The 14292-nt window shown below is 67.3% G+C and carries 10 protein-coding genes, 1 tRNA gene and 1 pseudogene; 11 read left to right on the forward strand and 1 reads right to left on the reverse strand.

The genetic code is table 11. The annotated features are described in order from the left end of the window. A partial coding sequence (locus ACK4TH_RS10565; protein ID WP_409626150.1) for an EAL domain-containing protein occupies positions 1–610 on the forward strand: 610 nt, incomplete at its 5' end. Here the strand turns inward: ACK4TH_RS10565 and ACK4TH_RS10570 are convergent. Beyond that, complete coding sequence (locus tag ACK4TH_RS10570; RefSeq protein WP_409626154.1) at positions 586–1317, reverse strand: N-acyl amino acid synthase FeeM domain-containing protein; 732 nt, start codon at positions 1315–1317, stop codon at positions 586–588. The two genes, ACK4TH_RS10565 and ACK4TH_RS10570, sit on opposite strands and share 25 nt — an antisense overlap. 314 nt (positions 1318–1631) lie before the next feature. Between ACK4TH_RS10570 and ACK4TH_RS10575 the strand changes: the two genes are divergently transcribed. The 10 genes and pseudogenes from ACK4TH_RS10575 (at position 1632) to ACK4TH_RS10620 (ending at position 14251) form a co-directional block, all read left to right on the forward strand. Next, positions 1632–1721: transfer RNA gene (locus tag ACK4TH_RS10575), tRNA-Ser, on the forward strand. Positions 1722–1795: 74 nt separating this feature from the next. Continuing rightward, a pseudogene (locus tag ACK4TH_RS10580) lies at positions 1796–3046 on the forward strand (ISL3 family transposase); the annotation flags it as partial. A gap of 75 nt (positions 3047–3121) precedes the next feature. Continuing rightward, complete coding sequence (locus ACK4TH_RS10585) at positions 3122–4879, forward strand: PHA/PHB synthase family protein (RefSeq protein WP_409626157.1); 1758 nt, start codon at positions 3122–3124, stop codon at positions 4877–4879. 4 nt (positions 4880–4883) lie between these two features. Then, entirely contained in the window at positions 4884–6278 is a 1395-nt protein-coding gene (locus ACK4TH_RS10590) for a bifunctional enoyl-CoA hydratase/phosphate acetyltransferase (RefSeq protein WP_409626160.1), read from the forward strand. Then, the gene (locus ACK4TH_RS10595) at positions 6275–7543 is read left to right on the forward strand and encodes an acetate/propionate family kinase (RefSeq protein WP_409626163.1); all 1269 of its coding nucleotides are present in this window, start codon (positions 6275–6277) and stop codon (positions 7541–7543) included. Before ACK4TH_RS10590 ends, ACK4TH_RS10595 begins: the two co-directional genes overlap by 4 nt. After that, positions 7540–9060, forward strand: a complete 1521-nt coding sequence (locus ACK4TH_RS10600; RefSeq protein ID WP_409626166.1) for an efflux transporter outer membrane subunit — start codon at positions 7540–7542, stop codon at positions 9058–9060. The genes ACK4TH_RS10595 and ACK4TH_RS10600 overlap by 4 nt, the downstream gene beginning before the upstream one ends. Continuing rightward, on the forward strand, positions 9057–10145 hold the full coding sequence (locus tag ACK4TH_RS10605; protein WP_409626168.1) for an HlyD family secretion protein: 1089 nt from the start codon (positions 9057–9059) through the stop codon (positions 10143–10145). The genes ACK4TH_RS10600 and ACK4TH_RS10605 overlap by 4 nt, the downstream gene beginning before the upstream one ends. Before the next feature lie 6 nt (positions 10146–10151). After that, positions 10152–12893, forward strand: a complete 2742-nt coding sequence (gene rbbA, locus ACK4TH_RS10610) for a ribosome-associated ATPase/putative transporter RbbA (RefSeq protein ID WP_409626171.1) — start codon at positions 10152–10154, stop codon at positions 12891–12893. Position 12894: 1 nt separating this feature from the next. Further along, positions 12895–14025 carry an ABC transporter permease gene (locus ACK4TH_RS10615; protein ID WP_409626174.1) on the forward strand — a complete coding sequence of 377 codons (1131 nt, stop codon included), beginning with the start codon at positions 12895–12897 and terminating at the stop codon, positions 14023–14025. A gap of 43 nt (positions 14026–14068) precedes the next feature. Next, positions 14069–14251: a hypothetical protein gene (locus ACK4TH_RS10620; RefSeq protein WP_409626177.1), complete on the forward strand. Its 183-nt coding sequence runs from the start codon at positions 14069–14071 to the stop codon at positions 14249–14251. Positions 14252–14292: the final 41 nt, after the last annotated feature.

Raw genomic sequence — 14292 nt, forward strand, 5'->3', positions numbered from 1 at the left:
GTCGCTCAACGACGAGCGCTTCATCGAGGACATGTACGACACGCTGGAGCGCCACCGCGGCGTCGCGCACCGACTGTGCTTCGAAGTGACCGAGAGCGTTGCGCTCAACGACATCGCCAACACACGCCGCTTCATCGACCGCCTGCGCAGCCACGGGGCCAAGGTCGCGCTGGACGACTTCGGCGCGGGCTACACCTCGTTCTCGTATCTGAAGGATCTGCCGGCCGACATCCTCAAAATCGACGGCAGCTTCATCGTCAACATGAATCGCCACCCCGCCAACGTCGCGATCGTCGAGGCGATCGTGAGCCTGGCGCAAAACCTGGGCATGAAGACCATCGCCGAATGGGCCGAGGATTTCGAGACCGTCGAAACCCTGGCCGAAATCGGGGTGGACTTCGTACAAGGCTACGCGCTGTCACGCCCCGTGGCGGCGGAGCAGATTCTGGCGGCCCAGTCGGGGGCGGACTTCATCGCCGACGCCCGCCTGGGGGACTACCTCAACAGCCTGCCGCCGGACGACGACCTGGCCAACGTCGATTGGGTGCTGGGGCACCCCGAACCGGACACGACGCGCCAGCCCGGTCAATCGAGGTCGATGTCCGGGTGATCGGTGTTGAACCAGAAGTCGTACAGCGGATGCTCGGCGCCGTCATCGCGCGCCGTCGCAATCTGGCAGTACATGACGCGATGGGGCAGGTTGAACACATGCGGCAGGGGGATGAAGCCGGCACCGGGGTGCACGTCGCGGAACATCAGCCGGGCGTACTGGCGGTCCAGCGGCGCGCGGGCCGTCACGAGCACGAAGCGCACCCCTTCGCGTAAACACCAGAAGTACGCGGCCTTGAGCATCACCGTCTTGACCACCCGGCTGTGCACGGCCTGGGCGACCGCCAGACGGGTCACCTCGGCGCAGGGGGCGCCGGCCATCCAGTCGGGCAAGTCGAACGACTGCTCCAGCGCCAGCGGCTGGTAGCGATTGGTCTGGATGCGCAGGGTCCCCAGCGCCGAGCCGTCCACCTTGGACTCGGCGAGCAGCACCGCCACACCCGGGGCATGGTCCAAGGGCTCGGGGCTGCGCAGCCCCTGCGTGATCGCGGCGGGCAAATGGCGCGCGTAGGCCGCATGCCGCACGTCGACGGCCTTTTGCAAGTCCTGCGCGGTATGCGCCACGCGGACGGTGAACGGCAGCCGTTCGACCTGACGCGCCGCGGACGCCGCGCCGGGCACCTCCCATGACAGGGACGATGGCACGGCATACCAGCCGTCGACGGCGGCGCGGGCGCGGGGGCCAGACGCAAGGGTGGGCGTGAGCATCGTGCGATCCTCCGGGGCAAGCGCCCCACGTGTCGAGACGCTTTTCACTGTAGGCACCGCCCAACGCCCCTGTAGTCGGCAACGCGCCGTTTTGCGTGTCAGCGGTTTTCCGACACGGCCGTCGGCGGCACGCCCCGCTTACAATCCCGACCGCGCCGGAAGCGTGGCAGAGTGGTCGATTGCACCGGTCTTGAAAACTTACGTTCAGGCGGTACGCGAACGGAGAAAAGCGCAGTAAAAATAACGTGTTATAAAGACTCTCCCGGCGACAGCTTTAGCGCCGTTTAGCAGATTCTTAGCGCGTCACAGAATTAGGTGGGTTGGCAGAGCGGTTGAATGCACTAGTCTTGAAAACTAGCAAGGATGTAAGTCCTTCCAGGGTTCGAATCCCTGACCCACCGCCAAAACGAGAGCCCCGAGCCGCAAGGTTTCGGGGCTTTTTCGTTAGGTGTCGCATCCCGGATGATCACATAATACCCAGCCGCCGTGGGTCGTCGATGACGTCAGGCTCGACACCGCCAAGCGGCGTATCGACTTCGAGATCGGCTGCCACACCAGCAGGCTCGCCTGCCCGGCATGCGGTGCGGCCACGCAACCGGTGCACGACCGGCTGCGCCGATCCTGGCGGCACCTGGACTTCTTCCAGTTCGAGGCCTGGCTGCATTGCGACGTGCCGCGCGTGGCCTGCGGTGCCTGCGGCAAGACCACGCAGGTGGCCGTGCCCTGGGCGCGTCCGGGCTCGGGCTTCACCGCGGCGTTCGAAGCGCTGGCGCTGACCTTGTGCCTGGACCTGCCGGTGCGCCAGGCCGCCGAGTTGCTGCGCTGCAAGGACAAGCGGCTGTGGCGGCGCATCGAGTTCTACGTCGCGCAGGCGCGTGCGCTGGAAGACTTCGCCGGCGTGCGCACGGTGGGCATCGACGAGACCAGCCTGCGGCGCGGGCAGCACTACATCACCGTCGTGCACGACCTGGATCGCAAGCGGCTGCTGTTCGCCACCGAGGGGCGCGAGCACCGCACGGTGGTGGAGTTCGCCGAGGATCTGAGGGCCCATGGCGGCGATCCCACCCAGGTGCGGCACGTGTGCATGGACATGAGCGCAGCCTACGCCAAGGGCGTGGCGCTGGCGCTGCCCGAGGCGCAGATCAGCTACGACCGCTTTCACGTCGTCTCGATGGCCATCGAGGCGATGGACCAGGTGCGCCGTGCGGAGATGGCCACCGACGCGCAGGCGGTGCGAGCCGCGCTGGGCGCTGGCGGCCGCAAGACGCTCAGACAGCTGCTGTGGGGCATGCGGCGCAACCCCAGCACCTGGAGCGCCCGCCAGCTCGATGCCATGCACTGGCTGCAGCGCTCGACGCTCAAGAGCGCGCGGGCGTGGCGGCTGAAGATGGCGCTGCGCGAGGTGTACGCGCGGGCCACAGCGCACAACAGCATCGAACAGGCCGCATCCGATCTCGGGGCCTGGCTGAGCTGGGCGCGGCGCTGCCGGCTCGAGCCGTTCAAGAAGCTGGCCGCCACGCTCAAGGAGCGGTTCGACGCGGTGGTGCGCGGCATGGTCGATCACCGCAGCAACGCCTTCGTCGAGGCGATGAACGGGCTGCTGCAGCAGGCCAAGCGCGCCGCGCGCGGCTTCAGGACGAGCCAGAACTTCATCGCCATCGCCTACCTGCGCATGTCCAAGCTCAAGCACCTGCCGGCCAGTCCGTTCGCGCCAGCCATGCCGACATGACGCGAAGCGTTTCCACACAAAACGGCATAGAGCCGTGCTAGCTTCCGCCGGTAAAATGGAGACTGGAGACGCGACATGGCCCTTACTCCCAAATCAGATGGCTCGGGTGCAACCGGCGATGAAAGCCTTGGCATCGAGGCTTTTCAGGCCGTTGACCGCATACGAGAGGCGCTCTCGGGACAGCTCAGCGGCGGGGTCTCGCCCGGCTCGCTGATGATGGCCTATGTCGACTGGGCCTTTCATCTGGCGCAGGCACCGGGCAAGCAGATGGAACTGGGCGTCAAGGCGGGCCGCAAATGGCAGCGTCTCATGGCGTATCTGATGGCCTCGGCGATGGATCCGCAGGCCGCGCCGGTCATCACGCCCTTGCCGGGCGACCGCCGTTTCGCCGGTGAAGCCTGGGCGAAACCGCCCTTCAGCTGGATGTCGCAGGCTTTCCTGCTGCTGCAGCAATGGCTGCATAACGTCACCCATGAGGTTCCGGGCGTGACGAAGCACCACGAGGATGTGGTGTCTTTTGCCGCGAAACAGATCCTTGATGTCTGTGCGCCTTCGAACAACCCTTTTACCAATCCCGAGGTTGTGGCACGGACCTGGGCTACCGGAGGCATGAACCTTGTGAAGGGCTGGCAGAACTGGCTGCAGGACGTCGTCCGCCAGATCCGGCAGGAGCCGCCAGAGGGTGTCGAGGCCTTTACACCGGGTCGCGATGTGGCGGTGACGCCGGGCAAGGTAATCTTCCGCAACCACCTGATCGAACTGATCCAGTATACGCCCACGACAGAAACCGTGTACCCCGAGCCGGTGCTGATCGTTCCGGCCTGGATCATGAAATACTATATCCTCGACCTCAGCCCGGAAAATTCACTGATCCGCTGGCTGGTGGCGCAGGGCCACACGGTTTTCGCCATTTCCTGGCGCAATCCGGGTGCAGAGGATCGTGATCTGACGCTGGAGGATTATCGCCGGCTGGGCGTGATGGCCGCGTTGGATGAGATCACCCGTCTAATGCCCGATCAGAAAATCCACGCCACCGGCTATTGTCTGGGTGGCACTTTGCTGTCGATCGCGGCGGCTGCCATGGCGGGGAAGGGGGACGCGCGTCTCGCCTCGCTGACGCTGCTTGCCGCGCAGGTCGATTTCGCCGAACCGGGCGAGCTTGCGTTGTTCATCGACCCAAGCCAGCTGCATCTTCTTGAAAGCATGATGTGGAACCGCGGCTATCTCTCTGCCGATCAGATGGCGGGGGCGTTTCAGCTTTTGCGCTCGAATGACCTCATCTGGTCCCGGATGGTGCGCGATTACATGATGGGCGAGCGGACGGCGATGAATGATCTCATAGCCTGGAATGCCGACAGCACCCGGATGCCCTATCGGATGCATGCCGAATATCTGCGCAGGCTTTATCTGAATAATGAGCTTTCTTCGGGACGCTTCACCGCCGGGGGCAAGACAGTTCTGTTGCAGAACATCCGGGTGCCGATCTTTGCCGTCGGGACCGAGCGCGATCATGTCGCACCCTGGAAGTCGGTCTACAAAATCCACCAGTTCACCAATTGCGAGGTGACTTTCGCGCTGACGTCGGGCGGGCATAATGCGGGGATCGTCTCTCCTCCCGGTCACCCGCGCCGCCGCTACCGGCTGGCGACCCGCGCCCATGACGACGCGCTTTTGCCGCCCGAGACCTGGGTCGAGGTCAATCCTGCAACCGAGGGTTCGTGGTGGACGCCCTGGCAGGCCTGGCTTGCCGCGCGTTCGGGTGCCCCCGCCGCGCCGCCCGCAATGGGCAACGCGCTGGCAGATGCGCCCGGCACATATGTTTTCCAGAGGTGACAAGATGACCGGCACTCTGACCAACTATCTGTTTCACCAGATGAAAATCGGCGACCGCGCCAGTCTTGTCCGCCACGTCGGTCCCAAGGATATTGAATTGTTCGCCGCTGTTTCCGGCGACGTCAACCCCGCGCATCTGGATGCCGGTTTCGCCGCCCATGGGCCGTTTGGCCATGTCGTGGTACACGGCATGTGGACTGCGGCGCTGATTTCGGCGGTGCTGGGCACCCGCCTGCCGGGGCCGGGGACGATCTATCTCGGCCAGCAGATCCACTTTAACAAGCCGGTTTCGCCAGGCGATACCATCACCGCCGAAGTTGAAGTGGCCGAGCTGATCGAGGGCAAGAACCGTGTCCGCCTGACGACCACCGCCCGCAATCAGCGGGGCGAGGTGGTGCTTTCGGGCGAGGCGCTGGTGCTGGCCCCGGTCGAGCAGGTGACCTGGGTGCCGGGTGACCTTCCCGAGGCGGTGGTCTTGCCGAAGGGGCGCTGGCAGGGCTTTGTCGAAGAGGCCCGCGCATTGCCCCCGGTGCGGGCGGCGGTGGTGCATCCATGTTCGAAATCCGCGATCCTTGGCGCGATCGAGGTGCGCGACGAAGGCCTGCTTGACCCGATCCTGATCGGTCCCGGCGCAAAGATTCGCGCGGCGGCCGCCGAGGCCGGGGTCTCGCTTGACGGCTTCCGGATCGAGGAGACAGAGCACAGCCATGCAGCGGCGGCGCGGGCGGTGGAACTGGCGGCCTGTGGCAAGGTCCAGGTGCTGGTCAAGGGCAGCCTGCATTCCGATGAACTGCTTGCGGCGGTGGTTTCGAAAAGCGGCGGCCTGCGCACCGAACGCCGGATCAGCCATGTCTATGCGATGGATGTGCCCGCCTATCGCAAGCCGGTGATCGTCACCGATGCCGCGATCAATATCGCACCGACATTAGAGCATAAGCGCGACATCTGCCAGAATGCCGTCGATCTGATGCGGCTTCTGGGGCGCGATCAGCCGAAGGTCGCGGTGCTGGCGGCGGTCGAGACAGTGAACGCGACGATGCCCGCCACGCTGGATGCCGCCGCGCTGACGGTGATGGCGGCTCGAGGCCAGATCACGGGCGCGCTGGTTGACGGGCCGCTGGCCTTCGACAATGCGATCAGCCCCGAGGCGGTGGCGACGAAGGGCATCGTCTCGCAGGTGGCGGGCGAGGCCGATATTCTTCTGGTGCCGGATCTCGAGGCCGGGAACATGCTTGCCAAACAGCTGATCTATTTCGCGCGCGCCACGGCCGCGGGGCTGGTTCTGGGCGCACGGGTGCCAATCGTTCTGACAAGCCGGGCGGATCCTTTATCGGCCCGCATCGCCTCGGCTGCGCTGGCCAAGCTGGTCGCGGTCCGCAAAGCGGAGGGGAAGGCGTGACCCGCGATCTGATCCTGACATTCAACACCGGATCCTCGACTATCAAGCTGGGGTTTTACGCACTGGAGGCCGCCGCGCCGCGCCCGCTGGCCTCGGGCGTGATCGATTTCCGCGATGAGCCTTTCGAAGTGCGCCTGACGCGCGAGGGCAAGACCTTTTCAGGCCCGATCACAGCGGATCCCGGCGATCTGACAGCCGTGCTGAACCAGGCTTTTGCCTGGCTGGCCGGGCATTTCAATCTTTCGCGCCTTGCGGTGATCGGCCATCGGGTTGTGCATGGCGGCGATGTCTTCACAGGACCAGCCCGGATCACCGATCAGGTGATCGCGCAGATCGACGCGCTGGCGCGGCTTGCGCCGCTGCATCAGCCGCAAAGCCTTGCGCTGATCCGGGCGATGCGGGGGCTTTACCCCGATGTGCCACAGACAGCCTCTTTCGACACGGCGTTTCATGCCACCAACCCGCCCCTGATCCGCCGCTTTGCCCTGCCGCGCGCGCTTTATGATCAGGGGATCAAGCGCTATGGCTTTCATGGTCTCTCCTACCGCTATATCGCCGGGCAACTGGGCGATCTGGCCACCGATGCAAAGGTGGTCGCCGCACATCTGGGCAGCGGCGCAAGCCTTTGTGCGATCCGGGGCGGCAAGAGCATCGACAGCTCGATGGGGTTTTCGACGCTGGACGGCATCCCGATGGCGACGCGTTCGGGTGCGCTGGACCCCGGCGTGATCCTGCATCTGATGGGCGAAATGGGGCAAAGCTTGAAACAGGTCGAGACCATGCTCTATCGTGAAAGCGGCCTTCTGGGCGTGTCGGGTTTCGAGGCTGACATCCGCGAGCTGATGGCCAGCGCGCGCCCAGAGGCTGCCGAGGCGATCGACCTCTTTTGCCTGCGCATCGCGGGCGAGGTGGCACGGTTGGCGACCAGCATGGGCGGGATCGATGCGCTGGTCTTCACGGCAGGAATCGGCGAGCATCAGCCCGGTATCCGCGCCCGTGTCGCCGCGCGGCTGGCCTGGCTTGGGGCAGAGCTTGACCCCGATGCCAATGAAGCAGGGTCGCGCAGGATCAGCACCGCCGCCAGCCGGGTGCAGCTTCTTGTCATTCCGACCGATGAGGAAAGCATCATCGCCCAGGAGGCCGTCAGCGTGGCTGCAGGAACGCTCGGGAACGCCCGTCAAGCCGCCCGCGATCGGGGCGCCCTCCAAGGGCTACAAGCCGCAGTACGCGGCGCCGGGCAACTACGTGCTGGAGACATGACATGAACGATAGGCCAGCCGTCGCCACAAGTGGCAAGCGCCGTCCGCCGCCGCTGCGGGCCCGGCCGATCCTGGCCAGCACCGCGCTGGCGCTGCTGGCCGGCTGCGCCAGCCTGGCGCCGGAGTATGAACAGCCCGTCGCGCCGGTACCGCAGAGCTATGCGTCCACCGTGGGCGCATCCGTGGGCGCATCGACGCCAGGGCGCGAGGATCTGCCGCCCTGGCGCGACTACTTCACCGATCCGCTGCTGCAGCGCCTGATCGAGACGGCGCTGGGCAACAACCGCGACCTGCGCGTCGCCGCGCTCCGGGTCGAGGAAGCCCGAGCCGCATTCCAGATCCAGCGCGCCGATCAATTCCCGGGCCTGGGCCTGGGTGCGCAGGGCGCGCGCGCACGGGTGCCGGGCGATCTCAACTACTACGGGCAGTCCGTGGTCGGCGGCGAATACCGCGCCGAAGTCGGCCTGAGCAGTTGGGAACTGGATCTGTGGGGCCGCATACGCAACCTGAAGGATGCGGCACTGCAGCAGTGGCTGGCCACCGATGCCGGCCGTCAGGCGGTCGAACTGGCGCTGATCGTCCAGGTCGCCGATGGCTACCTGGGGCTGCGTGAACTGGACGAGCGCGTGGCGATCGCGCGCCGCACCGTGGACTTACGCGCGGAGTCCTACCGCATCTTCCAGCGCCGCCAGGAAGTCGGCTCGACCTCTCGGCTGGACCTGACCCAGGTGCAGACCCTGTTGACCCAGGCGCAGGCGCTGCTGGCCCAGCTCGAACGCGCGCGCGCCAGCCAGTACCACGCACTGGCCCAGTTGGTCGGCGCCGATCCCGGCCCACTCCCAGCCCGCGCGCCGTTCGACGAGGACATGGTGCTGGCGGCGCTGCAGCCAGGGCTGCCTTCGGACCTGCTGCTCCGTCGCCCAGACCTCATCGCCGCCGAGCATCGGCTGCGTGCCGCCCATGCCAACATCGGCGCCGCGCGCGCGGCGTTCTTCCCGCGCATCGCCCTGACCGGCAGTTGGGGCACGGCCAGCGCCGAGCTCGATGGCCTGTTCGATTCCGGCAGCCGCGCGTGGACCTTTCTGCCGACGCTGTCGCTGCCGATCTTCGACGCGGGCCGTCGCCGCGCCAACCTGGAGCTCAGCGAAGTGCGCCGCGACATCGCGGTGGCCCAGTACGAGAAATCCATCCAGACCGCGTTCCGCGAGGTCGCCGACGCGCTGGCGGCCCGCCACTGGCTGGCCGAGCAGTTGAAGGTGCAGACCGTCGCGCGCCAGGCCCTGGCCGAACGCTCCCGGCTGGCCCAACTGCGCTACGACAACGGCTCGGCCACCTATCTCGAAGTCCTCGACGCGCAGCGCAACCTGCTGGACGCCGAGCAGCAACTGGTGCAGGTGCGCCGTGCGCTGCTGTCCAGCCAGGTCGCGCTGTACGGCGCGCTCGGAGGCGGGCCTGGCCAGCGCTCCGGTGGCGCTGAAGCAGGCCTTTCCACCCATTCGCAACGGGCGTCGGACATACCATGAGCACAGCATCGTCCCTTTTTTCCAAGAAACGCATCGTCCCCGCCACGCTGGTCGTCGCCGTCGCGGTGCTGGCCTGGTGGGGCTGGCAGCGCTGGTCCGACCACGGTCCGGGCGAGGGATTCGTCAGCGGCAACGGGCGCATCGAGGCCACCGAGATCGACGTGGCCACCAAGTTGCCCGGCCGGGTGGAGGAGATCCTGGTGCGCGAGGGCGACTTCGTGCAGGCCGGGCAGACGCTGGCGCGGATGCAGACCGACACCCTGCGCGCCCAGTACGACCAGGCCGAGGCCGAGCGGCAACGGGCCGAGCACGGCGTGGCCGCGGCCCAGGCGCAGATCGCGCTGCGGCAGAGCGAGGTGGCCACCGCGCAGGCGCTGGTCGCCCAGCGCGAGGCCGAGCTCGATGCCGCGCGCCGCCGGCTGGCACGTTCGGAGACGCTTTTTGTGGAGGGCGCCTCCTCGGCCCAGGAACTGGACGACGACCGCGCGCGGGTACGCGCCAGCCAAGCGGCGGTCGCGGCCGCCCGGGCCCAGGCCGCCGCTGCTCAGGCGGCCGTGCGCGCCGCCGAGGCACAGCTGGTTGGGGCGCAGTCCGCGGTCCGCGCGGCCGAGGCCGCGGTGGCGCGGATCCAGGCCGACATCGACGACAGCGCGCTCAAGTCGCCGCGCGCCGGCCGGGTGCAGGTGCGCGTGGCGCAGCCGGGCGAAGTGCTCGGCGCCGGCGGGCGCGTGCTCAACCTGCTCGACCTGTCCGACGTCTACATGACCTTCTTCGTGCCCGAGACCAGCGCCGGCCGCATCGCCATCGGCAGCGAGGTGCGGATCGTGCTCGACGCCTGGCCGCAATACGTGATCCCGGCCACGGTCTCCTTCGTCGCCAGCAAGGCCCAGTTCACGCCCAAGACGGTGGAGACCGCCAACGAGCGCCAGAAGCTGATGTTCCGCGTGCGTGCGCAGATTCCCGAGGATCTTCTGCGTCGGCATCTGGAGCAGGTCAAGACCGGAATGCCCGGGGTGGCCTGGATCCGGCTCGACAGCGACCAGGCCTGGCCCGCCGATCTGGTTGCCAATGTGCCGATGGAGTAAGCGGACATGACCAAGCCGAACGCGCCCACCGTCGTGCAACTGCGGGGCGTGCGCCTGGACTACGGCAAGGTGTCCGCGCTGGATGGCGTCGATCTGGACATTCCCGCCGGCCGCATGGTCGGCCTGATCGGCCCGGACGGGGTCGGCAAGTCCAGCCTGCTGGCGCTGGTGTCCGGCGCCCGCCGGATCCAGGCCGGCCGCGTCTTGGTGCTGGGCGGTGACATGGCCCGGCGCGGCCACCGCAACGCGGTCTGCCCGCGCATCGCTTACATGCCGCAGGGCCTGGGCCGCAACCTGTATCCGACGCTGTCGGTCGAGGAAAACCTGCAGTTCTTCGCCCGCCTGTTCGGCCACGGCGCGGCCGAGCGCCGCCGCCGCATCGACGAGCTGACCCGGGCCACGGGCCTGTATCCGTTCCTGTCGCGCCCGGCCGGCAAGCTCTCGGGCGGCATGAAGCAGAAGCTCGGGCTGTGCTGCGCGCTGATCCACGACCCCGACCTGCTGCTGCTCGACGAGCCGACCACCGGCGTCGACCCGCTGGCGCGGGCGCAGTTCTGGGACCTGATCGCGCGGATCCGGCGGCAGAGCCCGGAGATGAGCGTGGTCGTGGCCACCGCCTACATGGACGAGGCGCAGCGCTTCGACTGGCTGGTGGCGATGGACGACGGCAAGGTGCTGGCCACCGGCACGCCGGCCGAACTGCTGGCGCGGACCGGCTCGGCTTCGCTGGAAGAGGCCTTCATCGCCCTGTTGCCGGAAGAAAAAACCCGCGACCACCAGCCGGTCGTGATCCCGCCATTGAGCGGCGATGACGGCGACATCGCCATCGAGGCCCAGGACCTGACCATGCGCTTCGGCGACTTCGTGGCGGTCGATCATGTGTCCTTCCGCATCCGCCGCGGCGAGATCTTCGGCTTCCTCGGCTCCAACGGCTGCGGCAAGTCGACCACGATGAAGATGCTGACCGGTCTGCTGCCGGCCAGCGAGGGCCGCGCCTGGCTGTTCGGCAACGAGGTCGACCCGCACGACATCGACACCCGCCGCCGGGTGGGCTACATGTCACAGGCGTTCTCGCTGTACTCCGAACTGACCGTGCAGCAGAACCTGGTGTTGCATGCGCGCCTGTTCAAGGTGCCCGAGGACGACATTCCGGCGCGGGTGCAGGAGATGGTCGAACGCTTCGGCCTGGAGGCGGTCGTGCACAGCCTGCCCGCCAGCCTGCCGATGGGCGTGCGCCAGCGCCTGTCGCTGGCGGTGGCGATGGTGCACAAGCCGGAGCTGCTCATCCTCGACGAGCCGACCTCGGGCGTGGACCCGGTCGCGCGCGATGCGTTCTGGCGCCTGCTGGTGGAGCTGTCGCGGCGCGACCGGGTGACGATCTTCATCTCCACCCACTTCATGAACGAGGCCGAGCGCTGCGACCGCATGTCGATGATGCATGCGGGCAAGGTGCTCGACAGCGATGCCCCGGCCGCGCTGGTGGCCAAGCGCGGTGCGCAGACACTGGAAGAGGCCTTCATCGGCTATCTGGTCGAGGCCGGCGGCGGCACGCCCGGGCAGACCGGCGACGACGCGGCGCCCGCGCAGCCCCGCGCCGATGGCCATCGCGACGCCCGTCGCAAGCCTTTCAGCCTGCAGCGCATGCTGAGCTACATGTGGCGCGAGTCGCTGGAGCTGCGCCGCGACCCGGTGCGCGCCACGCTGGCGCTGGTCGGTTCGCTGCTGCTGATGTTCGTGGTCGGCTATGGCATCAGCCTGGACGTGGAGGATCTGCGCTACGCGGTGCTCGACCATGACCAAACCAGCCTCAGCCGCAGCTACGCGATGAGCCTGGAAGGCTCGCGCTACTTCATCGAACGCGCGCCGCTGGCCGACTACGAGGAGCTGGACCGACGCATGCGCAGCGGTGAGCTGGCTCTGGCCATCGAGATCCCGCCGGGCTTCGCCCGCGACGTGCTGCGTGGCAACAGCGTCCAGGTCGGTGCCTGGTTCGACGGCGCCATGCCCACCCGCGCCGAGACCATCCAGGGTTACCTGCAGGGCATCCACCTGCATTGGCTGGCCGAGCAGGCGCGCGAGCGCTTCGGCATGCAGCTGGCCAGCCCGATCGCCATCGAATCGCGCTACCGCTACAACCCCGACGTGCGCAGCCTGCCGGCGATGGTGCCGGCGGTGGTGCCGCTGTTGCTGCTGATCCTGCCGGCGATGCTCACGGCGCTCGCCGTGGTGCGCGAGAAGGAGAGCGGCTCGATCACCAACTTCTACGTCACCCCGGTCACCCGCAGCGAGTTCCTGCTGGGCAAGCAACTGCCCTACGTGGCCCTGGCGATGCTCAACTTCCTGGCCATGGCGCTGCTGGCGGTCACCGTGTTCGGCGTGCCGATCACCGGCAGCTTCCTGGCGCTGACGCTGGCGGCGCTGATCTTCACCACGGTATCCACCGGTTTCGGGCTGCTGGCCTCCACGGTCACCCGCAGCCAGATCGCCTCGATGTTCCTGGTGGTGGTGGGCACGGTCATTCCGGTGACCCAGTTCGCCGGTCTGGTCGAGCCGATCTCCTCGCTCGAAGGCGTCGGCCGGGTGGTGGGCGAAACCTATCCGGCCAGCCACATGATCGCGATCAGCCGCGGTGTGTTCAGCAAGGCGCTGCACCTGCGCGACCTGGGCGGCGCGCTGTGGTCGCTGCTGCTGGCCGTGCCGGTAGTGCTGGGGCTGGCCATTGCCCTGACCCGCAAACAGGAGCGCTGACGTGAAACTCCCCCACCTGGCCAACGTCTATCGCCTGGGCATCAAGGAGCTGTGGAGCCTGGCGCGCGACCCGATCCTGCTGGTGCTGATCGCCTACGTGTTCACCGTGTCGATCCACACCGCCGCCACGGCCATGCCCGAGAGCCTGCACAACGCGCCGATCGCCATCGTCGACGAGGACCGCTCGGCGCTGTCGCAACGCATCGCCTCGGCGTTCTATCCCCCGCAGTTCTCGCCGCCGGCGATGATCTCGCTGGGCGAGGTCGATCCCGGCATGGACTCGGGCGCCTACACCTTCGTGCTCGTCATCCCGCCCAATTTCCAGCGCGACGTGCTGGCCGGCAGGCAACCCGCGCTGCAGCTCAACATCGATGCCACCCGCATGAGCCAGGCCTTCACCGGCAACAGCTACGTGCAGCAGATCATCAACCTGGAGGTCAACGAGTTCGTGCGGCGCCAGCGCGGCAGCACCGCGATGCCGATCGAACTGGCGCTGCGCGCGCGCTTCAATCCGTCGCTGGACCAGACCTGGTTCGGCGGGCTGATGCGGATCATCAGCAACGTCACCATGCTCTCGATCATCCTCACCGGCGCGGCGCTGATCCGCGAGCGCGAGCACGGCACCATCGAACACCTGCTGGTGATGCCGGTCACCCCGGCCGAGATCATGCTGTCCAAGGTCTGGTCGATGGGGCTGGTGGTGCTGGTGACCGCCTTCGTCTCGCTCAACCTGGTGGTGCGGGGTCTGCTGGGCGTGCCGATCGAAGGTTCGCTGGCGCTGTTCGTGGTCGGCGCGGCGCTGTGCCTGTTCGCGACCACCTCGCTGGGCATCTTCCTGGCCACGCTGGCGCGCAACATGCCGCAGTTCGGCATGTTGATGGTGCTGGTGCTGATCCCGCTGCAACTGCTGTCGGGCTCGATGACCCCGCGCGAGAGCATGCCGCAGTTGGTGCAGGACATCATGCTGGCCGCGCCCACCACGCATTTCGTGGAACTGGCCCAGGCCATCCTCTACCGCGGCGCCGGCATCGGCGTGGTCTGGAAGCACTTCCTGGCCCTGGCGCTGATCGGTTCGGCCCTGTTCGCGCTCGCGCTCACCCGTTTCCGCAGGACCATCAGCCAGATGGCCTGAATCCGTCCCTGACTCGGGGCTTCCACTCAGTGAGGCACTGCCCATGACCACCGAAACGCTTCCCCTGAACCTCCTCAAGGCCAACGCCGAACTGCAGTTGCGCCTGACTCGCTTGCTGCAGGAAAGCAGCCATCAATGGCTGGACTCGGTGAAAGAGGCCAGTTCGCAGGGGATCGCGGAAACCTCGGCCGGTAATCCCCCCGAAATCCAGCGCTCCGAGAAGTAGAGCTATGCGGCCATGGCCAGCCGCTGTTTTGGGGTGATGCC

Origin of the sequence: Tepidimonas sp., assembly GCF_046292505.1 — a bacterium.
GTDB lineage: Bacteria > Pseudomonadota > Gammaproteobacteria > Burkholderiales > Burkholderiaceae_C > Tepidimonas.

Coding starts and splice junctions, on each gene's coding strand:
- ACK4TH_RS10570 (WP_409626154.1), bottom strand. CDS start 1,317: ATGCTCACGCCCACCCTTGCGTCTGGCCCCCGCGCCCGCGCCGCCGTC.
- ACK4TH_RS10585 (WP_409626157.1), top strand. CDS start 3,122: ATGGCCCTTACTCCCAAATCAGATGGCTCGGGTGCAACCGGCGATGAA.
- ACK4TH_RS10590 (WP_409626160.1), top strand. CDS start 4,884: ATGACCGGCACTCTGACCAACTATCTGTTTCACCAGATGAAAATCGGC.
- ACK4TH_RS10600 (WP_409626166.1), top strand. CDS start 7,540: ATGAACGATAGGCCAGCCGTCGCCACAAGTGGCAAGCGCCGTCCGCCG.
- ACK4TH_RS10605 (WP_409626168.1), top strand. CDS start 9,057: ATGAGCACAGCATCGTCCCTTTTTTCCAAGAAACGCATCGTCCCCGCC.
- rbbA (WP_409626171.1), top strand. CDS start 10,152: ATGACCAAGCCGAACGCGCCCACCGTCGTGCAACTGCGGGGCGTGCGC.
- ACK4TH_RS10620 (WP_409626177.1), top strand. CDS start 14,069: ATGACCACCGAAACGCTTCCCCTGAACCTCCTCAAGGCCAACGCCGAA.